The organism is Tardiphaga sp. P9-11 (assembly GCF_008329525.1).
Lineage (GTDB): Bacteria > Pseudomonadota > Alphaproteobacteria > Rhizobiales > Xanthobacteraceae > Tardiphaga.
The window spans coordinates 262,093-280,966 of the sequence record NZ_NPKQ01000004.1 but is presented as its reverse complement, the minus strand read 5'-3'; the positions used below and the strand labels follow the sequence as shown (position 1 = coordinate 280,966).

General features: G+C 62.5%; 21 protein-coding genes. 6 read left to right on the top strand and 15 right to left on the bottom strand.

Going from position 1 to position 18,874, the window contains the following annotated elements; all coding sequences use genetic code 11:
* Window positions 1-7: 7 nt before the first annotated feature.
* Window positions 8-439, bottom strand: a complete 432-nt coding sequence (locus CIW50_RS16710) for a cytochrome P460 family protein (protein WP_246664327.1) — start codon at window positions 437-439, stop codon at window positions 8-10.
* Window positions 440-526: 87 nt separating this feature from the next.
* Window positions 527-1,594 carry an alpha/beta fold hydrolase gene (locus CIW50_RS16705; protein ID WP_149532335.1) on the bottom strand — a complete coding sequence of 356 codons (1,068 nt, stop codon included), beginning with the start codon at window positions 1,592-1,594 and terminating at the stop codon, window positions 527-529.
* A gap of 190 nt (window positions 1,595-1,784) precedes the next feature.
* Here CIW50_RS16705 and CIW50_RS16700 point away from each other — a divergent pair, with 190 nt between their 5' ends.
* Window positions 1,785-3,365 carry a winged helix-turn-helix domain-containing tetratricopeptide repeat protein gene (locus CIW50_RS16700; RefSeq protein ID WP_149532334.1) on the top strand — a complete coding sequence of 527 codons (1,581 nt, stop codon included), beginning with the start codon at window positions 1,785-1,787 and terminating at the stop codon, window positions 3,363-3,365.
* Window positions 3,362-3,853: a peptide deformylase gene (locus CIW50_RS16695; protein ID WP_149532333.1), complete on the top strand. Its 492-nt coding sequence runs from the start codon at window positions 3,362-3,364 to the stop codon at window positions 3,851-3,853. The genes CIW50_RS16700 and CIW50_RS16695 overlap by 4 nt, the downstream gene beginning before the upstream one ends.
* Before the next feature lie 15 nt (window positions 3,854-3,868).
* Here the strand turns inward: CIW50_RS16695 and CIW50_RS16690 are convergent, their stop codons facing one another.
* The 3 genes from CIW50_RS16690 to CIW50_RS16680 form a co-directional block, all read right to left on the bottom strand.
* Window positions 3,869-4,108: a hypothetical protein gene (locus CIW50_RS16690; protein ID WP_149532516.1), complete on the bottom strand. Its 240-nt coding sequence runs from the start codon at window positions 4,106-4,108 to the stop codon at window positions 3,869-3,871.
* Between the two features lie 43 nt (window positions 4,109-4,151).
* On the bottom strand, window positions 4,152-4,901 hold the full coding sequence (locus CIW50_RS16685) for a DUF899 domain-containing protein (protein WP_149532332.1): 750 nt from the start codon (window positions 4,899-4,901) through the stop codon (window positions 4,152-4,154).
* Between the two features lie 259 nt (window positions 4,902-5,160).
* Entirely contained in the window at window positions 5,161-5,715 is a 555-nt protein-coding gene (locus CIW50_RS16680) for a dihydrofolate reductase family protein (protein ID WP_149532331.1), read from the bottom strand.
* Window positions 5,716-5,766: 51 nt separating this feature from the next.
* On the opposite strand from CIW50_RS16680, the gene CIW50_RS16675 reads away from it, so the two are divergent.
* The 3 genes from CIW50_RS16675 (at window position 5,767) to CIW50_RS16665 (ending at window position 8,491) form a co-directional block, all read left to right on the top strand.
* Window positions 5,767-6,330 (top strand): TetR/AcrR family transcriptional regulator, encoded by a 564-nt coding sequence (locus CIW50_RS16675; RefSeq protein ID WP_149532330.1) that lies wholly within the window; start codon window positions 5,767-5,769, stop codon window positions 6,328-6,330.
* Window positions 6,331-6,601: 271 nt separating this feature from the next.
* Window positions 6,602-7,822, top strand: coding sequence for a winged helix-turn-helix domain-containing protein (locus CIW50_RS16670; protein ID WP_149532329.1), 1,221 nt, complete (start codon window positions 6,602-6,604; stop codon window positions 7,820-7,822).
* Window positions 7,823-7,852: 30 nt separating this feature from the next.
* A complete protein-coding gene (locus tag CIW50_RS16665; RefSeq protein WP_149532328.1) occupies window positions 7,853-8,491 on the top strand; it encodes a Vgb family protein in 639 nt (212 codons plus the stop codon).
* 30 nt (window positions 8,492-8,521) lie between these two features.
* On the opposite strand, the gene CIW50_RS16660 is transcribed toward CIW50_RS16665, so the two are convergent.
* From CIW50_RS16660 to CIW50_RS16620, 9 genes are all read right to left on the bottom strand, one after another.
* Complete coding sequence (locus CIW50_RS16660) at window positions 8,522-9,118, bottom strand: YdeI/OmpD-associated family protein (RefSeq protein ID WP_149532327.1); 597 nt, start codon at window positions 9,116-9,118, stop codon at window positions 8,522-8,524.
* Window positions 9,119-9,140: 22 nt separating this feature from the next.
* On the bottom strand, window positions 9,141-9,800 hold the full coding sequence (locus CIW50_RS16655; RefSeq protein WP_172980355.1) for a TenA family protein: 660 nt from the start codon (window positions 9,798-9,800) through the stop codon (window positions 9,141-9,143).
* Window positions 9,801-9,812: 12 nt separating this feature from the next.
* On the bottom strand, window positions 9,813-10,040 hold the full coding sequence (locus CIW50_RS16650; RefSeq protein WP_149532325.1) for a hypothetical protein: 228 nt from the start codon (window positions 10,038-10,040) through the stop codon (window positions 9,813-9,815).
* A 57-nt stretch (window positions 10,041-10,097) separates the two neighbouring features.
* On the bottom strand, window positions 10,098-10,508 hold the full coding sequence (locus CIW50_RS16645) for an SRPBCC family protein (protein ID WP_149532324.1): 411 nt from the start codon (window positions 10,506-10,508) through the stop codon (window positions 10,098-10,100).
* Window positions 10,505-10,831: an ArsR/SmtB family transcription factor gene (locus CIW50_RS16640; protein WP_149532323.1), complete on the bottom strand. Its 327-nt coding sequence runs from the start codon at window positions 10,829-10,831 to the stop codon at window positions 10,505-10,507. The genes CIW50_RS16645 and CIW50_RS16640 overlap by 4 nt, the downstream gene beginning before the upstream one ends.
* Before the next feature lie 119 nt (window positions 10,832-10,950).
* Entirely contained in the window at window positions 10,951-11,295 is a 345-nt protein-coding gene (locus CIW50_RS16635; RefSeq protein WP_149532322.1) for a Lin0512 family protein, read from the bottom strand.
* 94 nt (window positions 11,296-11,389) lie between these two features.
* Complete coding sequence (locus CIW50_RS16630) at window positions 11,390-12,547, bottom strand: substrate-binding protein (RefSeq protein WP_149532321.1); 1,158 nt, start codon at window positions 12,545-12,547, stop codon at window positions 11,390-11,392.
* A 118-nt stretch (window positions 12,548-12,665) separates the two neighbouring features.
* Complete coding sequence (locus CIW50_RS29355; protein ID WP_197738376.1) at window positions 12,666-13,427, bottom strand: phospholipase A2 family protein; 762 nt, start codon at window positions 13,425-13,427, stop codon at window positions 12,666-12,668.
* Window positions 13,428-13,545: 118 nt separating this feature from the next.
* The gene (locus tag CIW50_RS16620; protein ID WP_149532320.1) at window positions 13,546-14,808 is read right to left on the bottom strand and encodes a serine hydrolase domain-containing protein; all 1,263 of its coding nucleotides are present in this window, start codon (window positions 14,806-14,808) and stop codon (window positions 13,546-13,548) included.
* A gap of 298 nt (window positions 14,809-15,106) precedes the next feature.
* Here CIW50_RS16620 and CIW50_RS16615 point away from each other — a divergent pair, with 298 nt between their 5' ends.
* Window positions 15,107-15,760 carry a glutathione S-transferase family protein gene (locus CIW50_RS16615; RefSeq protein ID WP_149532319.1) on the top strand — a complete coding sequence of 218 codons (654 nt, stop codon included), beginning with the start codon at window positions 15,107-15,109 and terminating at the stop codon, window positions 15,758-15,760.
* 241 nt (window positions 15,761-16,001) lie between these two features.
* Here CIW50_RS16615 and CIW50_RS16610 read toward each other — a convergent pair whose 3' ends face one another.
* The gene (locus tag CIW50_RS16610; protein WP_149532318.1) at window positions 16,002-18,788 is read right to left on the bottom strand and encodes a bifunctional aconitate hydratase 2/2-methylisocitrate dehydratase; all 2,787 of its coding nucleotides are present in this window, start codon (window positions 18,786-18,788) and stop codon (window positions 16,002-16,004) included.
* Between the last annotated feature and the right edge of the window lie 86 nt (window positions 18,789-18,874).

Genomic DNA, 18,874 nt, shown 5'->3' with positions numbered 1-18,874 from the left:
TGGACGCTTACGGCGCCCACTTCGTGAACACATAGTCCCGGCCCTTCACGCGCGCTTCATGACACGCGAAACACGTCTCGTGCTGCGCCTGATCGACCGGCTTCCCATCAATGAAGCGACCGAAGCCCCAACCGCCTGACGCGGCATACTTCTTCGAATCCTTCACCATCACCTGAACCGTTGTGGCGGCACCGGGGATCGAGGCGGATTCGAATTCAGGCGACTGAGTGTGCTTCCAGGCGAGTTTCACCAGCACCGTGCCATCGGGAAACGGCAGCTGGCCGTCCCGATAGGCTTTGACGGCGATGTCGTTGCCGACCACGGCGCGCAATTCATTCAGAGGCTCGGCCTCCTGCGCCGGCGCGATCAGCTCCCATTTGCGGTAGCCATCGGGAAGCCCGACGCCGTAGATCGGCGACAGGTTGGCGGGATTGACCATGTTGGCGGCAAAGGCCGCCGCCACAGCGGATGACACCACGCCTGCGGCGAGGCTTGCTACCAGAATCCATCGCATCGCGCGTCTCCCTTAGCGCGCCATCGCGTCGGCATCGATGATGGCCTGGGCGAATTCACGCGGTGCTTCCTGCGGCAGGTTGTGACCGATGCCACCATTCACTGTGCGATGCTCGTACTTGCCGATGAACTTCCTCGCATAGGCCTTGGGATCGGGATGCGGCGCGCCATTGGCGTCGCCTTCCATGGTGATGGTCGGCACCGAGATCACCGGCCCCTGCGCCAGCCGCTTCTCCAGCTCATCATATTTCGCCTCGCCCTGGGCGAGTTCGAGCCGCCAGCGATAGTTGTGGATGGTAATGGCGACGTGATCGGGATTCTCGAACGCCTTGGCCGAGCGGTCATAGGTGGCGTCGTCGAAGTTCCACTTCGGCGAAGCCAGCTTCCAGATCAGCTTGGCGAAGTCGTGCCGGTACTTGTCATAGCCCAGCCGGCCACGCTCCGTGGTGAAGTAGAACTGGTACCACCATTCCAGTTCAGCCTTCGGCGGCAGCGGCATGCGGTTGCCTTCCTGGCTGCCGATCAGATAGCCGCTGACAGCGACCAGCGCCTTGACGCGCTCCGGCCAGATCGCAGCAAGAATGTCGGCCGTGCGGCCACCCCAGTCATAGCCGCCAACCACTGCCTTCTCGATCTTCAGTGCGTCCATGAACGCGACGATGTCAGTGGCCAGCGCTGCTGGCTGGCCATTGCGCACCGTCGCGTCGGACAGGAAGCGCGTCCCGCCATAGCCGCGCAGATACGGGATGATGACGCGGTAGCCGGAGGAGGCCAGCAGCGGCGCGACATCCACATAGCTGTAGATGTCATAGGGCCAGCCGTGCAGCAGCAGCACAACGGGGCCGTTGGCCGGGCCGTCCTCGGCATAGGCGACGCTGAGGTCGCCAGCATTGATCTGCTTCAGCGGCTTGAACGACGTATGCGTGCCGCGCTTGACGGCCGGGAGCTGCTTGCCGGCCTTGGCGGCCTGCGCCGCCGCCGGGCTGATGGCGCCGAACTGGGCCGCGGCGATCCCCATGAGCGCCGCGCCCAACAGGCTGCGGCGGTTGAAATGGCTGGTATCGCGCTTGTCATTCGTCATGGTGCAGGTCCTCCGGGCAATGACGGCTGCGGCCGTCGATGTGCGGACCATGCCGCGGCATGGCGGCGTCCGCTTGAAGGATTCTCAGATTTTCCCTTGAGAAGGCCATGATTTATCGTTGAGACGGGGTGTGCTAGGGGACGGCTCTGGCGCAACGCCTTGACCTATCTGCAGGAAATGGACCCCGACCTTGCTGTTCCGGTTCGACGAATTCGCCCTCGACACTGACCGGCGGGAGCTGCGGCGGGGCACGGACACGGTGGCGATGGAACCGCAGGTGTTCGATGTGCTGGAATTCCTCATCCGGACGCGAGACAAGGTCGTCAGCCGCGACGATCTGCTGGCCGAAGTCTGGCACGGCCGCATCGTGTCCGAGGCGACGCTCAGCAGCCGGGTCAACGCGGCCCGTACCGCCATCGGCGACAATGGCGAGCAGCAGCGGCTGATCCGCACCTTACCGCGGAAGGGGTTTCGCTTCGTCGGCGAGGTCATCGAACAGACCGACAGCCCCTCTCCGCTCGTGGTGACGGCGCCCGCAACGGGACTTCTGCCCGCTACTGCCGATCCCGAAGGGCTGTCGATCGCGGTGCTGCCCTTCACCAATATGAGCGCCGACCCCGAGCAAGATTATTTCGGCGATGGTATCGCCGAGGAAATCATCACCGCGCTGTCCCGCTGCAGCGGGCTCTTCGTGATCGCGCGCAACTCGTCCTTCACCTACAAGAACAAGCCGGTCGATATCCGCGAGGTCGGCCGCACGCTCGGCGTCAATTACGTGCTCGAAGGCAGCGTCCGCCGCGCCGGCGAGCGGTTGCGCATCATCGCGCAATTGATCGACGCCCGCTCCGGCGCGCATCTGTGGGCCGATCGTTTCGACGGCGAGCGCCACGACGTGTTCGACCTCCAGGACCGCATCACCGAACGCGCCGTTTCGACCATCGAGCCGACATTGCGCATTGCGGAGATCGAACGACGCAAGCACAGCCGGCCGAGCAAGCCCGACGCCTATGATCTGTTGCTGCGCGCCTCCGGCTTCGAACATGATTTCACACCGGAGAGCATGGCGGCTGCGCTGGATTGCCTGCATCAGGCGCTTGCGTTCGATCCGGCCTATGCGCCGGCGATGGCGGCTGCCGCTTATTGCCATGCGCAGCGGCACTTCCAGGGCTGGATCAGCCAGGGCGACACCCATCGCAGCGAAGGCCTGGCCCTTGCGCATCGCGCCATCGAGCGCGCGCCAAACGATCCGCAGATCCTCTGGATGGCTGCCTTCGCGATCTGGAATCTGGCAGAGACGCAGACGGCGAAGGATGCGGCCATTGAGCTGTTCAGCCGCTCCCTCGCCATCAATCCAAACTCCGCCACTGCACTCGCACTGGCCGGGTGGATCGAGACCATGCGTGGCCAGCAGCAGGCCGGTCGCGCTCTGCTCGATCGCGCACGACGTTTGAACCCGCTGGATCCGCACGGCTGGTTCGTCTCCGGTGCGCTGGCCATCGCCGCGATCGTCGACGAGAACTATCCCGAAGCGATCAACTGGGCAGACAAGGCGCTGCTGCAGAACCGCCGCTTCGCCGTCGCACTCCGCGCGCTCGCCGTGGCGCTCGTCAAAACCGGCGAGCACGAACGCGCCGCGCAGGTGGTCGAAGAACTGCTCACTATCGAACCGGAGCTGACAGTCTCCGCTTTCTTTGCGCGCATCCCCGTCCCCGTCGAGTCCATGGCGAAGACCTACGCCGCCGCGCTGAAAGCCGCGGGGCTGCCGGAATGACGGTCCGTCCTCTCGTCCGTTATCCCGATCCGCGTCTCGCGCAGCCAGCCACGCCCGTCACGATGTTCGACGATGCACTGCGCGCCCTCAGCGACGATCTCCGCGACACCATGCATGCCGCACCGGGCATCGGCATCACCGCGTCGCATATCGGCGTGCTGCTACGCGTCGTCGTGCTCGATCTCGGCGATGGCGCCAAGACCTATGTGAATCCGGAGATCACATGGGCTTCGTCCGAACTGATCATGCATCAGGAAGGCAGCGTCTCGATGCCCGGTGTGAATGACGACATCCAGCGCCACGCGCGCGTCCGGATCAGCTATCAGGATCTCGACGGCAACGTGCAGGACGAAGAGTCCGTCGGCCTGCGCGCGGTCTGCCATCAACACGAGGTCGACCAACTCAACGGCATCTTCTGGATTCAGCGCCTGTCGCGCCTCAAGCGCGAGCGGCTGATCAAGCGGTTCGAGAAGTTATCGCGCGCCTGAAGCGCGCGACAACCGTTACGTCCGCCACTGCGATTGACGGCGTCGGCCCGACATCAGCCTGAGCCAGGGTGCGATATGGAACAGGCCCATCAGAGCATACATCGCCGCCATCCCGGTTAACGGCGATGCGCGCGACGTCGAACAGAGCAGATCCGACGAACCGTCATCGAGAACCCCCGTCAGCAGTGCCATCAGTGCGAAAGCCGGTGCGGCCGCAAGGCATAGCCAATCGGCGGCCGGCACTAGGCTACCCATTTTCCAGCGATAGGCCTTCGCACGATCGACGTCGTCGATGGCCCTACTCATCGGTCTTCCGGAATGTCGCCTCGCCGGCAGCCGACACCTCGACCCATTTCTTGTCGGGTGCAGCGCCAGCGACATAGTTGTCGTGCCAGTTCCACCATTTGTAGGTCGGCGTCTGAGGGTAGCCTTCGGGCGAATCCTCCCAGATCTCCTGGCGGCCGAGCGGCGTCGCGTCGAGATAACTCCAGACGGTTCCCATCGCCTCGTCGCCACGACTGTTGATGAGATAGGTGCGAAACACGCGGTCGCCGTCGCGGAAGAACACGTTGTGGCCGTGCCACTCGTCGACGCCGAAGTCGGCATCGAAACTGTCCGTGATCGTATACCAGGGCATCTCCCAGCCCATCCGCGTCTTCAGGCGCGCGATGTCGGCCTGCGGTGCCCGCGAGGTATAGACCAGCGTGGTATCGCGGGCATTCAGATGCGCGAGATGGCCGACCTGATCGGCGCCCAGCGAACAGCCGCGGCAGGCATGATCCGGCCAGCCGAACACGCCGGGCTCGAAGAAGGCGCGGTAAACGATCAACTGGCGGCGACCGTCGAACAGGTCACGCAGGCTTGCCGTTCCATCAGGTCCCTCGAATGTATAGGTCTTCTCCACTTCCATCCACGGCATCCGCCGTCGCTCGGCAGCCAATGCATCGCGCGCGCGCATCACGGTCTTCTCCTTCACGAGCATGTCCGCGCGCGCGGACTCCCATGCCTGCGGTGACACGATCGGTGGTGTTTTCATCGGTGCCGTCATGGTCTTCTCCATTTTCGTCCATCGTCATGCGTTGCCGACACGGCTTGCCGGTTAATCGTCGTGAGGTAGATTAGGATCCGGCAATGGACGGGTGGGAGTGACAAGTGTGGCGGGATTCAGCTGGGCTCCCTGATTACGGTTACAGGCATATGCCACGTTGATTGCTAGCGCCCACGGCCACGCCTCTGCGACACGCAGAGCCTATTTGAGACGACGGAGATCAAGGGCCAGGTCGGACACGCCTTCAAATCGTATCGCGTCACACTGGATTTTTGCCTTGAGGAGAATGGTCGAAGGCGTAGTGAAGGCGGACGCAACTCCGGCCTAGCGCGTTCGCTTGAAGCAGCCGCAGTCTCGTTCGAAAACCTGTAGGGGGAAAAAGTGGTCGTCCGGCGCCTATGAGTTCTGGCATCACATAGATTTCGATTGCGTCCAGAGCACATCGTTCGATGAAGGCCATCTGCAATCGGCCGCCGCCGAGAACCCACACGTCCCCATCGCTGAGGCCTCGCAACTCCGCAATGAGATCGTCGACATCGCGGCGTGTTTCCAGATGCCCCTTTGTATTCGGAATTGGCTTTGAAGTAACGACCAGCACGCGCTGTTCGCCGTAAGCCCAGGGAGAATTGTCCCTGGCGAGAAAGTCATAAGTGCCCCGGCCCATGACAATTGTCTCTATGCGCTTGATAAAATTCCGGTAATCGTATTCGCCGAGGTCAAGATCATTGTACTCGAATAGCCAGTCCAGGCTGTCGCCTTCGGTGGCTATAAATCCGTCGAGACTGGTTGCGATATATCCCAGAATTCTGGCCATCGATGACACTCTTTCTTGATTATAAACGAACGATCATTTATAAATAGAATCATGGGTCGAAGCAAGACGATTTCGGATAGCGCAGCGCTCGACAAACTATTGGCCGCGCTGGAGAAAGCGGGGCCTGAGGGACTGTCGTTCGCGAAGGCGTCAGCCGCCGTGGGATTGTCTGCTGCAACGTTAGTACAGCGTTTCGGGACTCGCGGGGCCATGATCGAAGCGGTTTTGTTACACGCTTGGGATCGCCTCGACGCAATTACCGCAGCAGCGGATGCGGAAGCTCCGGTCGACCCGACCGGAGCTATCTCGATGCTGTTGCGGTTGATGCCCGGCAGCGGGGCCAACTACAACATGACCGACGGGTTCCTTTTGCTGCGAGAGGATATTCGAAATCCAACGCTGCGGGCGCGGGGCGCTGCGTGGGGCGCCTATCTGGCCACGGCGTTGGGCAGGCGGCTAACGAACCAGCCTGCTCATGCCGAGCGGATGGGATGGCAGATGGCCAGCATATGGCAAGGAGCCCTCATCTGGTGGGCGTTCAAGCGCGACACCGATCCTGACGCCGCGATTGAGGCAGTGCTTGCAGATTGGTGTCGGAGCATCGGCGTTATCTAAGTACGAAATGAATCGCGCTTAAGGCGTAAGCGCTGTGCAGATCATCTCAAGCGGACGCGTGGGATCCAAGTGCTTTGCTCCCTTTTCTTTTCAGGAGCATGTCCGGATGCGCGGTGTCCCAGCCTGCGGTTTCATCTGTGTCGTCTTTGCCTTTCTCTCCTCGTGCTCTCCATCGCCGTGCGGTTCGAACACGACTTGCCGGTTGGTCGTCGTGAGGTAGATTGGGACCCGGCAATGGACGGGTGCAAATGACAAGTGTGGCGGGACTCAGATGGACTCCCTGATCACCGCTGCAGGTCGTGCGCTCGCGGCGGGTGATCCACTTCGTGCATTGAAGCACATCGCTTTGCGCGACGACGCACCGGCGCTTGCGCTGCGCGGCATTGCAATGGCCCAGCTCGGCGATTTCGCACGCGCGAAGGATCTCGTGAAACGGGCCGCGCGCGCCTTCGGTACGAAGGAACCTGTGGCGCGTGCGCGGTGCATCGTCGCCGAGGCCGAGATTGCGCTCGTCTCGCGCGATCTGGCCTGGCCCAGCAAGGCGCTTGACGCCGCACGGCTAACACTCGACGCCCACGGCGACCGAGTGAATGCAGCCTATGGCGGCTATCTCGATGTCAGGCGCCTTCTGCTCATCGGACGTCTCGACGAAGCCGAGCGCAAGCTCGACGCGCTCGATCCCAGGCCTCTGCCACCCGCCTTGCGCACGGCGCATGCGTTGGTCGTCGCCGGCATCGCGATGCGTCGCCTGCAAGCAAAAAAGTCTCGCGCCGCCCTTGCCGACGCACAGCGTGCGGCCAAGCTGGCTGCAATCTCGGCACTCACTGCCGAGGTCGACGCTGCGTACCGGCTTCTCGACGCCCCCGCTGCGCGGCTGATCGCACGCGGCGGCGAACGCATGCTGCTGCTCGACGATGTCGAAGCCCTGCAGAATTCGAAAGCCATCGTCATCGATGCGTGCCGGCATGTCATCCGCTGCCAGAAGACAGAGCTGTCGCTGGCCACCCGGCCCGTCCTGTTCTCGCTCGTCCGCGCGCTTGGCGAAGCTTGGCCCGCAGACGTCTCGCGCGAAACGCTGCTGGCCCGCGCATTCCGCGCCAGACACGCCGATGACTCGCACCGTGCGCGGCTCCGCGTCGAGATGGGACGCTTACGCAAACTGCTTGCGCCGCTGGCCGAGGTGAACGCGACCAGACCCGGTTTTGCGCTGGCACCGCTACGCGGTCACGAGGTAATCGTACTAGCGCGGCCCGTCGAGGAAGAACACGCCGCGGTGCTCGCACTTCTTGCCGACGGAGAAGCATGGTCGAGTTCGGCATTGGCGTTGGCGCTCGACACCAGCCAGCGCAGCGTTCAGCGGGCACTCGACGAACTGGCCGCCACTAACAAGGTACAACCGTTCGGCCGTGGGCGCGCACGGCGCTGGATGTCGCCGTCGCTACCGGGACTCGCGACGATGTTGTTACTCCCGCCGCCGTTGCCAGATCACTAGGGTCATCGTCACATCATCAGGGAGAGTTACATGACCAACTCAGCGGCCGAAATCATCCGCGAATATGGCCCCTTCGAGGGCGTCGACGGCGTGCATGGCGTCACCTATGACGGCCAGCACGTCTGGTTCGCCTCTGGCGACAAGCTCAACGCACTCGATCCCGGAAGCGGCAAGACGGTGCGCGTCATCGACGTTGCCGCTCATGCCGGTACCGCCTTCGACGGCAAGCATCTGTTTCAGATTGCCGAGAACCGTATCCAGAAAATCGATCCACAAACCGGCCGCGTGCTGAACACCATCCCGGCACCCGGCGGCGGCGGCGACTCCGGCATGGCCTGGGCCGAAGGCGCGCTGTGGGTGGGGCAGTATCGCGAGCGCAAGATTCACCAGATCGATCCCGAAACGGGCAAGATTCTGCGCACCATCGAGAGCAACCGCTTCGTCACCGGCGTCACCTGGGTCGATGGTGAACTCTGGCACGGCACCTGGGAAAACGACGAGAGCGATGTGCGCCGTATCGATCCGCAGACGGGCGAAGCGCTGGAGCGGCTTCAACTACCAGCAGACACCGGCGTGTCGGGCCTGGAATCCGACGGCGCCGATCAGTTCTTCGCCGGCGGCGGCAAGAGTGGCAAAGTCCGCGCGATCAGGCGGCCGAAGCGGAAGTGATCGATCGCATGAGCCGCGTCCCGTCGCGGCTCACTTCTTCCCCTGCGGATGGATCGTCTCGCCCTTCCTGAGCATGTCCACGAAGGACGCGATCCTCTTCTTGCGGCCGGCCTCAGTCTTCAGATTGTTCACCCGGAACGCCAAAGCGAAGCGGTTCTGCGCGCTGAGTTTCGCCAGCATCGCTTTCGCTTTTGGCTCGGCGTCGATCGCCGCCTGCAGGTCAGCGGGAAGCTCCGACGCCTTGACGCGATAGGCGCGGTCCCAACGGCCGTCGGCTCTCGCCGCCTCAACATGGACAAGGCCATGCTCGGTCATGCGCTCCTCCTCGACGAGCCGCGCAATATTGTCGACATTGATCTTGCTCCAAACGCTCCTTTTGCCGCGCGGCGAATAGCGCTGCAGAAAGCTCGTCTCGTCTAATCCTTTGCGGATGCCGTCGATCCAGCCCCAGCACAGCACGACATCGATCGCCTCCTTCGGCGTGATCGATACGAGACCAGATTTCAGTTTGTGAATCTTGATCCAGACCTCGTCGGCCCTGTCGTGGTTCTTGCCGAGCCATTTATAGAAAGCGTCGGATGTCTTGAATTCACGCACATTCGCGGGATCGACCTTGACGGGTGCCATGCTCTGCCCTCACCGCCGCACGCTAGCGCGCGTCCAGTCCCATCTGCCAGAAGTCAGCTTCCAGCCGCGACGCCTGGCCGAACAATTTTGCGAGCTCCGTAAAGCGCCGCTCGGTCATCGCGCGGGCGGCGAGATCGTCGAGATGGCGACGCGCCTTGACGGCGATATCCTGATAGGCGTCGCCGGCATATTCGCCGATCCATTCGCGGTAGGGATGATCGCCGAGCGCGTCGACACCACCCGGCGCCAGCTTGCGGCCGATCTCGGCATAACCGATCACGCACGGCGCCAGCGCCACATGGAGGTCGAGCAGATCGCCGGCGGCGCCGCAGTCCAGCACGAAGCGCGTATAGGCAACTGTGGCCTGCAACTCGGGCGCGGCCTCGATGTCGGCCGGCGACAGACCCCAGCGCCCGCACAGTTTCACATGCAATTCCATCTCGCCAAGGACCGACACCAGCCCGCCTTGCGCCGCCTTCATGTCATCGAGCGTGCGGCTCTTGTAGGTCGCCAACGCATAAGCACGCGCGAACTGGATCAGAAACAGATAGTCCTGCACCAGGTAAGTGCGAAACGCCGGCTCCGACAGCGTGCCGGCGCCGAGCTGGCGGACGAAACTATGATCGACATAGCTGGACCAGTCTTCGGCCGCAGCTGATTTGAGACGATCAAAAATATCCATGCGCATTCCAATTCACGCGTTCATCCGTCCACTGCCCTGCGTTGCTCTACGCCACTTTGCGGCATAGGGCAGCACGAACATATAAAGACCGCTGAACATCAACAGAAACAGCGGTGGCAACGGCGAGAAGGTCACCCAGTCTGGCGGCTCGCCAAATCCGCGGACAGCGAAATTGGCGATGACCGTCACGGTAAAGACCAGCGATAGCCAGCGGTGTGCGTATCTGATCCATAGGCTCATGTTGAGGTGCCCCTCAGTGCAATGCGGAAGTGGCGTGAAATTCTGTGTCGGCCGAATTCAGTCCAGTCGCGCCAGAAGCTGCTCCATCGACGCCAGGAATCGCGGCCATCCGAACTTTGCGCCCTGGTAGGCCTGCTCCTGATCCGGCCGGAAGCCGATCTGCTCCATCCGCAGCAGCGTCCCGTTGTTCGAAGGCGTAAGCGTCCAGGTCACGACACTCTCGAGACCCAGGGCCTCCCATGTGTAAGCGAGCTTTTGGTTCGGCTCGACTTCCGTGACCCGACAGGCGACCTCGCCCCAGTTCGCACTCAGATCAAAACGATGGTCAATGACGGGCTGGAAATCGTTCTTCATCAGCCACTCGGCGATCAGATGCGGTTGGGTCAGCGCACGCCAGAGCTTCTCCGGTGCGTGGCCGAACTCCCGCTCGATAACGACAGAACGTGTTTCGGATGCTGTATCGGTCAATTGTCCATCCTCTTCAGTAGTTGTTCGAGATCGTCGAACCGGCTCTCCCAGAACCCGGCCATCTGGCTGGTCCAGTCGAGCAGTGGCGCCAGCGCCGCCGGTTGCGATCGATAATGTGTCTGACGGCCGCTATGGCGATCGAGCACCAAACCGGCCTGCTTCAGCACGCCGAGATGCTTGGAGACCGCCGGCTGCGAAACTCCGGCCCGCGCGGTCAGCGCCGCGACGGTTTGCTCTCCGTCGCGGCAGAGCCGCTCGAAGATCGCACGCCGGGTCGGATCGGCGAGTGTCTTGAGGAGCAAGTCAAAGGTGTTCGGCGCCATTTATAACTCGCCAGTTATCGGATCAAATCAATAACCAGCGAGCTATGGATTGGTCAAGTGCAAAATGGATGGAAGAGAATCCTTGAGATCGTGGTGCGGCCTCGTCCGAGGCGACTGATCTACTTGCCGTCGTCGAGGCTCACCAGCACCGCCGCATTGGCAATGAGGATACCGTCGCCGCCGCTCTCGGCGGGAATGTCGAGGCCGCCTCTGACGGCCGTCACGGTCACTGTACCGTAGGGCAATTCCTTGGCGACGGCCGCCGTGTCGACGTCGTCCGGATTCGGCACAGCGACTGTCACATCGACAAACATGTCATGCGGCGTCTTGCCGACCATCCGAAAGAAGCCGACGCTGGAATGGCGGATCGCGTCCGACACCGCGCGCTTCGCAGCCTTGGTGGCGTCGCGGCCATGGACGTCGACGCCCATGCCCATCTCGGTGATACAGCGCACACGTGCCATTCGACGTCCTCTTCGCTTATCTAGAATTGTGTCGATGCCGACTTAAGCAATCTCGCACGGCGCGCGCCAGCTCCTTGCCGTCACGCCTCTGCGATCAACGAGTGGCCATTGTGCAGCCGGGTTGCGGCGCAATCGTACCCAGCGCGCGGACAGGGACGAGTTCGCTTCCCTGCGTCCTGGCGATGAACATGTTCATGGTCGCATAGTGGTTCGCGTCGATGGTGACAGGTCCGGTCGGTGACGGGACAGTGAGGCCGGCCAGCGCATCGACGATGGCCTCCTTGTCGACCTTGCCCGCCTTCTCGATCGAAGCCTTGAGCGCGATCAGCGTGTTGTAGTGGGTCATGACATAGTTCGACACCAGCACGTCGTTTCCAGCTGCAGCGCGCACTTTAGCGACGAATGCCTTCATCTCCGGTGCATCGCTGGTCGCCAGCGACGGCACAACCGTGATCATGTTCTGGCCCTTGCCCTTGAATATGCCGAGGTCGATCTCTGATAATCCCAGAAAAGCCACCGTGGTATCCTTGAACAAGCCCTGATCATCGGCCTGCCGGATGAAATCCATGCCGTCGCCCTTCAGCGCGAACAGCAGCACCTTCGGTTTGACCGCCGCCACCTGCTTGATCAGCGGCGTGAAGTCCGTCTCGGTCCCCTGCGTGTATTGCGTGCCGACGATGGTGCCGCCGAGCTTCGCGATCAGCGGCCTGGCGATATCGAACATCTGGTGCGGCCAGACCCGATCGGCGCCGAGCAGGAAATAGGTATTGCCGACAGCCTCGTTCATGTAGGGCAGCAACTGGCCGAGATCCTGGTTCGGCACCGTGCTGAACGAGAACACATAGCGGCTGCATTTGCCGCCTTCGAAATTCGTTGCATAGAGCAGCGGCGTCTTCGTGCTCTCGGCCAGCGGCGTGACCGCATTGAAGTTGGCCGAGGTGACAGGACCCACAACCGCAACGACGCCGCTGTCGATCACCGACCGCATCGCGCTCTCGGCGGAGGCCGGCCGGGTCTTGTCATCGACATAGATGATCTCAAGCGGCCTGCCGAGAATGCCGCCCGCCGCATTGATCTCCCTGGCAGCAAGATCGAGCCCAAGCTTGGCTTGTTGGCCATACAGCTCGACGCCGCCGGAAAACGGCAGCACCGCACCAACGCGGATCGGATCGGCGGCCATCGCCGCAGGGCCGAACGCTGCCGAGCCCAGCAGGACTGCGAGTGTCACGAAACTTGCGACAGATAACTTCATGCGCGCCCTGCTCCGCCATCGGCCTCGCCGACGGCGAAGCGCAAATCACTATGACGATTGAGCCGGAAAAATCAGGAGGTGCAAGAGCTGATCGCGGATCCAGCGCTGCTCAAGGCGATCACGGAGCCCGCGGCGCCGGGGCTATCGGAAGAGGATCGCTGGACACAGGCGCGTCATTCACTGGAGCTCCGTTGGCGGGAGCTTCTGTGGCTGGAGCCACCGCCGCAGGCGCAATGTCCATCGGTGCGGCGGTCGCAGCTTCAGGCGCCGCAGCCGCGGGGGCAGCGGCTGGAGGCACGATCGACACCGGCGTCGCCGGGGCCGTGGTCGGGACAGTAGCCGTCGGGGTGCTAGCAGCGGGTACGTTAGCCGCTGGTACGTTGGCCGTGGGGATGTCGGCCGGGGGTACGTTGCGCGGACGCGCAGGAACAGGAGCCGGAGGCGCCGCCGCCCTGTTGATGATCGGCTTACAGATCATCACGCTTGCCGCGGACTCGATCATCGATGCCATGATTTGCACGTCCGCGGGTTGTCTGGGGTCACGCGCCACCGCGGCGGCCTCCTCGCGCAGCTGGATATTGCAGTCACAGTCGGGAATGCCGCTTGGCGGCGTGCAGGCGTCATGATGCATGCAAGCGACATCGAGCGCGTCGATCGGCGACTTGCCCGGCCGGTTGCCCAAGCCGCAATAATTGCCGTGGACGAGATTTGCGCCATTGGTGCGCGGATCGAGATTGATCCTGCTGTCGCTGGCCGGTCTGCGGCTGCCTGTCGCCGTTTCCTGAGCACTGCTGAGCGACGATACGGTGGCGGCCGAACAAAGCATCAGAGCGACGCAGAAATGGCGCAGCCACGAGGCAACGCGCAAAGGCTTGATCATTGCAGTCAGGTCCGCATGGCCCCGACGGGATGTGTCGGCCGCGAAGAATACGCCCGACGCCCCCTTAGGTTCCCGTTCGGGTTCCCTTTTGGGGGGAACCCATCAATCATCTTTTCCTTCATGAGCCCCTGATCATCAGCTCTTTCGCCAGCGCCATATAGGCCGGCAGCGTCACCGGGTCGTTGGCAGCATTGCCGGCGACCGGATGCGACGCATAGCGTGCGATCACCATTTCGGCCTTCGGATCGATATAGAGCCCCTGCCCGTAGACGCCGCGCGCCATATAGGCGCCGTGTTCATTGTGAGTCACCCACCATTGATTACGATAGGAGCCATCGGGCAGTGTGGTGTAGCCGGCCGGTTTGAATTTTGCGGGATCAGCGCCGCGCTCGATGTCCTCGACCACTGACGACGGCACGATCTGGCGGCCGTTGAAGCGCCCGTGATTGCGCATCACCTCGCCAAAGCGCGCGAGATCCCGCAGCGTCGTCGACAGTCCGCCGCCGCCGCTTTCGGTGCCGATGCGATCGACGTGATAATGCGCGTCCTCCTCCGCCCCCATCGGCGCCCAGATGCGCTCGGACAGAAGATCGGACAGCGTCATGCCACTGGCGCGCCGGATGATCCAGGCCAGCACGTCGGTGTTGACGGTCTTGTAGGCGAACGCCTTGTCATGCTCGCCCTGCTTCTGCTGCGTGCAGAGGAAGCTGAAGATGTCGGTCGGCCGGTCATAACCCGGCGGGATCGGTGCCATGCCGTTGGCGCGTCGCAGCCCCCACACGTCGGAATTCTTGTCGGTATAGACCTCGGTGTAGAGAAGCCCCGTGGTCATATCCATGACGTCTAGCACCCGCGCATCGCCGAACGCGCTAGCCTTCAGCTCCGGCACATAATCGGTGACCGGCGCCTGCGGATCGATCTTGCCCTCCGCGATCAGAATACCGGCCAGCGTGCCGGTGAAGGACTTGGTCACCGACATCGCGATATGTGGCTTGTGCGGCTTCAGCGCGCCGGCATAGCGCTCGTAAATCAGCTCGCCCTTGTGCAGCACCGCGATGCCGTCGGCATAGGTCTCGTCGAACATTTTTGCGAAGGTCATCGGCCGGCCATCCATGGTGGTCGAAGCGATGCCGCCGATGTCGCGCTCCGCGCGCGGCAACACCGAAGCAGGCCCTGCCCCGCGCCAGACATTCACCGTCGGCACCAGCTGGCGGATATTGCTCCACGCCCAGCGCAGTTCAGGGAAATTGCGGAACGAGCCGTCGTGGAAAGTGATCGTCTTGTCTGGCGATGGCGGAAAGCCCTGCATCCAGCCGAGCGTATTCGGGTCGGTATCTGCGGCGGTGGCGGGCAATGGGTTGGATGCAGGCGCGTCGGACATCAAGACATTCTCCGGGGACGTGTTCATCGGTCGTAACATCAGAGAGGATGGCGCGCATCCCGCGTTTGAGCGGGGGTGCATTGATGGGGCGCATGTCGTGACGCTCCGTGATTTCATCTCTAAGCTCGGCAGCTCGCTCAATGCCTAATGCTCCCAGTTCCGAAGAATATCCGTGGTCCGGCGATCTCCGATGACAGGTTCGGCCCGCGAAATTCCGTGGCCAAAATCGAAATCAGTTGTCGGGAAACGCGCCAGTCGTTCGTCCTGGGGACGCGAAACACCCAGGTGGAGAGAAACAATGCCCCCCACGATTAGCGCCTTTGAACGGTCTCCTGATCGCGGAAGGGGATTGGCGCGTGACATGGGCGTTCGCTGGGCGCTCGAAGAAGTGGGCCAGCCCTACGACGTCCGTCTGCTTTCGTTCACTGAGATGAAGGACCCCGCACATCGCAGGCTTCATCCCTTCGGGCAGATCCCGACCTACCAAGATGGGGATCTCATGCTGTTCGAGTCGGGGGCGATCGTCTTCCATATCGCGGAGCGCTATCCGGGCCTGCTGCCAGACGATGCGAATGCGCGAGCGCGCGCGATCGCCTGGATGTTCGCCGCACTCAGCACCGTGGAGCCGCCGATCGTGGAACGCAGTGCCGCCACGCTTACGGAGAGCGACAAGACGTGGTACGCGGCGCGCCTGCCGATCCTCGACGATCGCGTCCGCGCCCGCCTGGCAGATCTGTCTATCCGCCTTGGCGACGCCGACTGGTTCGACGGCAGGTTCAGCGCCGGTGACCTGCTGATGGTGACGGTGCTGCGCAGATTGAAGGGATCAGGACTACTGGAGGACTATCCAAACCTCTGCGCCTACATCGCCCGCGGCGAAGCGCGCCCCGCCTACAAGCGCGCCTTCGCCGATCAACTGGCGATCTTCGCCGGCAAGCCACCGACCGGTTAACAAAGTCTGCTCTGGGCTCACTCGAGCCTCGAGTGGCCTGACCTGTAGACGGCAGCAATGGATCGAAAGCGGGGAGCTGACGGATATTGCTCCAGGCCTAACGCAGTTCGGGAAAGTTGCGGAACGAGCCGTCGTCGAAGGTGATTGTCTTGTCCTGCGGTAGCGCTCGCAAAAGAGCGCCCGCGGCGCGGCAGGTTTTCAGCTGCCTACGCCGCTATTTGATCAGATCTGGTTCTCCGCCCTAGTAAAAGACGGACGCCCCCATCGACGCAGCTTTGGGCGGCGCGAACTTGGTCAGGTCGATGCCTTCGACGGCGGCCTTGTATTCCTCGGCGCTCGGGGTGCGGCCAAGGATTGCTGACAGCACCACGACCGGGGTCGAGGCCAACAGCGATTCACCCTTCTTCTCGGCGGTGTCTTCCACGACGCGGCCTTGGAACAGACGGGTCGAGGTCGCAAGAACCGTGTCGCCCTTCTCCGCTTTTTCCTGGTTGCCCATGCACAGATTGCAGCCCGGACGCTCGAGATACAGGATGTTCTCGTATGAGGTGCGGTTCGCGGTCTTCGGCTTCACATCGTCGAATTCAAAGCCGGAATACTTCTGCAGGATTTCCCAGTCACCCTCGGCCTTCAGCTCGTCGATGATGTTGTAGGTGGGTGCTGCGACGACCAGCGGCGCGTTGAACGCGACCTTGCCTTCGGACTTCTCGATGTTCTTGAGCATCTGGGCGACGATCTTCATGTCGCCTTTATGCACCATGCAGGAGCCGACGAAGCCGAGGTCCACCTTCTTGGTGCCGCCGTAATAGGAAATCGGACGGATCGTGTCGTGGGTGTAGCGGCGCGACACATCGGCGTTGTTGACGTCGGGATCGGCGATCATCGGCTCGTCGATGATATCGAGATCGACGACGACTTCGGCGAAATATTTCGCGTTGGCGTCGGGGGTCAGTGCCGGCTTCTCGCCCGAGCGGATTTCGGCGATGCGTGCATCGGCTTTGGCGATCAGGCCCTTCAGCGTGCCCGCCGCATTTTCCATGCCCTTGTCGATCATGATCTGGATGCGCGATTTGGCGATCTCCAGCGACTCGATCAGCGTATCGTCCTGCGAAATGCAGATCGACGCCTTGGCCTTCATCTCGGCCGTCCAGTCGGTGAAGGTGAAGGCCTGGTCGGCGAGCAGCGTGCCGAGATGCACCTCGATGATGCGGCCCTGGAAAACGTTGTCGCCGCATTGCTTGAGCATCTGCGCCTGGGTCGCATGGACCACGTCGCGGAAGTCCATATGCGGCTGCATCGCGCCCTTGAACGTCACCTTGACCGATTGCGGGATCGGCATCGTCGCCTCGCCCGTCGCCAGCGCCAGCGCCACGGTGCCGGAATCGGCACCGAAGGCCACGCCCTTGGACATGCGCGTGTGGCTGTCGCCGCCGATGATGATCGCCCAGTCATCGACGGTGATGTCGTTCAGCACCTTGTGGATGACGTCGGTCATCGCATGGTAGCTGCCCTTGGGATCGCGCGCGGTGATCACACCGAAATTGTTCATGAAGCTCATCAGCTTCGGAATGTTGACCTGCGCCTTCTTGTCCCACACCGATGCCGTGTGGCAGCCCGACTGATAGGCGCCATCGACGATCGGCGAGATGACGGTGGCCGCCATCGCTTCCAGCTCCTGCGCGGTCATCAGACCGGTGGTGTCCTGCGAGCCGACGATGTTGACCTTGACGCGCACGTCCGAGCCCGCATGCAGCACCTTGCCGCCGAGCACGCCCACGGCGTTGCGGTTGAAGATCTTCTCGACCGCGGTCAGGCCCTGGCCGTCGACCGAGATCTCCTTGTTGGGCGCGAACACCGGGGTCGGCTCGACGCCCAGCGTCTCGGCGGCGAAGGTCTGCAGCTTCTTGCCGAACACGATGGCGTAGGAGCTGCCGGCCTTCATGAACTCCATCTTCTGCGGCGTGAAGGCGGCAGCGACGTCGACCAGTTCCTTGCCGTTTTCGTCGCGCAGCTTCTTGCCCTTGGCATCGAGCGTCAGGACGGTGCCGGTATCGACCGCAAATTTCTGCTCGAGGACCGGGTTGCCGTCGTTGTTCAGGATTGGCTTGCCGTCCGCGTCGAGTTTCTTGACCCAGTTCTTGAGATTGACACCGACGCCGCCAGTGACGTCGACGGTGGTCGCAAAAATCGGCGAGATGCCGTTGGTGCCCGCGACGATCGGCGCAAAGTTGACGAAGGGCACATAGGGGCTGGCCTGCTTGCCGGTCCACAGCGCCACGTTGTTGACGCCCGACATGCGCGACGAGCCCACGCCCATCGTGCCCTTCTCGGCGATCATCATCACGCGCTTGTCCGGGTGCTGCTTCTGCAGCGCCACGATTTCCTGCTGCGCTTGCGGCGTCATCATGCACTGGCCGTGCAGCTCACGGTCCGAACGTGAATGCGCCTGGTTGCCGGGCGACAGCAGATCGGTCGAGATATCGCCTTCGGCGGCGACGTAGGTCACGACCTTGATCTCGTCCGCGACGTCCGGGAGCTTGGTGAAGAATTCGGCCTTGGCATAGCTCTCGAGCACGCCCTTGGCGACCGCATTGCCCGCCTTGAAGGCATCGCGCAGCCGGAACATGTCGGCGTCGTAGAGGAAGAACTGGGTCTTGAGCACCTCGCCCGCCGGGCCGGCGATGGCTGCGTTATCGCCAAGCGCGATGTCGAGCAGCACCCCGATCGAGGGACCGCCCTTCATGTGCGACAGCAGTTCCAGCGCGAAAGTGGGCGTGATTTCCGGGACGATCGTCTCGCCCAGAATGATCTTCTTCAGGAAGGCAGCCTTGACGCCCGCGGCGCTCGTGGTGCCCGGCAGCGTGTTGTAGATGAAGAATTTGAGGGCATCGGTCCGGTGTTCGGAGCCGGCATCCTGAATGATGGCAGTGATTTCGGCGGTCAGCCCGCCGTCGTCGATCGGCTTGGGAGCGAGCCCCTGAGTTTTTCTGCTTTCGATCTCGGCCAGGTAATCCAGGTAAAGGCTCATCTCAATCCCAACATCTTGAGGTGGTTGGCGCTGAAACGCAGCGCCACCAGCCGGTATTTTTAATCGGTCTAAGGACGTACGGACTT

Excerpts from the sequence above, each read along its gene's own strand:
- CIW50_RS16710 (WP_246664327.1), bottom strand. The coding sequence starts at position 439 with ATGGTCAATCCCGCCAACCTGTCGCCGATCTACGGCGTCGGGCTTCCC.
- CIW50_RS16705 (WP_149532335.1), bottom strand. The coding sequence starts at position 1,594 with ATGACGAATGACAAGCGCGATACCAGCCATTTCAACCGCCGCAGCCTG.
- CIW50_RS16695 (WP_149532333.1), top strand. The coding sequence starts at position 3,362 with ATGACGGTCCGTCCTCTCGTCCGTTATCCCGATCCGCGTCTCGCGCAG.
- CIW50_RS16690 (WP_149532516.1), bottom strand. The coding sequence starts at position 4,108 with ATGGGTAGCCTAGTGCCGGCCGCCGATTGGCTATGCCTTGCGGCCGCA.
- CIW50_RS16685 (WP_149532332.1), bottom strand. The coding sequence starts at position 4,901 with ATGACGGCACCGATGAAAACACCACCGATCGTGTCACCGCAGGCATGG.
- CIW50_RS16680 (WP_149532331.1), bottom strand. The coding sequence starts at position 5,715 with ATGGCCAGAATTCTGGGATATATCGCAACCAGTCTCGACGGATTTATA.
- CIW50_RS16675 (WP_149532330.1), top strand. The coding sequence starts at position 5,767 with ATGGGTCGAAGCAAGACGATTTCGGATAGCGCAGCGCTCGACAAACTA.
- CIW50_RS16670 (WP_149532329.1), top strand. The coding sequence starts at position 6,602 with ATGGACTCCCTGATCACCGCTGCAGGTCGTGCGCTCGCGGCGGGTGAT.
- CIW50_RS16665 (WP_149532328.1), top strand. The coding sequence starts at position 7,853 with ATGACCAACTCAGCGGCCGAAATCATCCGCGAATATGGCCCCTTCGAG.
- CIW50_RS16660 (WP_149532327.1), bottom strand. The coding sequence starts at position 9,118 with ATGGCACCCGTCAAGGTCGATCCCGCGAATGTGCGTGAATTCAAGACA.
- CIW50_RS16655 (WP_172980355.1), bottom strand. The coding sequence starts at position 9,800 with ATGGATATTTTTGATCGTCTCAAATCAGCTGCGGCCGAAGACTGGTCC.
- CIW50_RS16650 (WP_149532325.1), bottom strand. The coding sequence starts at position 10,040 with ATGAGCCTATGGATCAGATACGCACACCGCTGGCTATCGCTGGTCTTT.
- CIW50_RS16640 (WP_149532323.1), bottom strand. The coding sequence starts at position 10,831 with ATGGCGCCGAACACCTTTGACTTGCTCCTCAAGACACTCGCCGATCCG.
- CIW50_RS16635 (WP_149532322.1), bottom strand. The coding sequence starts at position 11,295 with ATGGCACGTGTGCGCTGTATCACCGAGATGGGCATGGGCGTCGACGTC.
- CIW50_RS16630 (WP_149532321.1), bottom strand. The coding sequence starts at position 12,547 with ATGAAGTTATCTGTCGCAAGTTTCGTGACACTCGCAGTCCTGCTGGGC.
- CIW50_RS29355 (WP_197738376.1), bottom strand. The coding sequence starts at position 13,427 with ATGATCAAGCCTTTGCGCGTTGCCTCGTGGCTGCGCCATTTCTGCGTC.
- CIW50_RS16620 (WP_149532320.1), bottom strand. The coding sequence starts at position 14,808 with ATGTCCGACGCGCCTGCATCCAACCCATTGCCCGCCACCGCCGCAGAT.
- CIW50_RS16615 (WP_149532319.1), top strand. The coding sequence starts at position 15,107 with ATGCCCCCCACGATTAGCGCCTTTGAACGGTCTCCTGATCGCGGAAGG.
- CIW50_RS16610 (WP_149532318.1), bottom strand. The coding sequence starts at position 18,788 with ATGAGCCTTTACCTGGATTACCTGGCCGAGATCGAAAGCAGAAAAACT.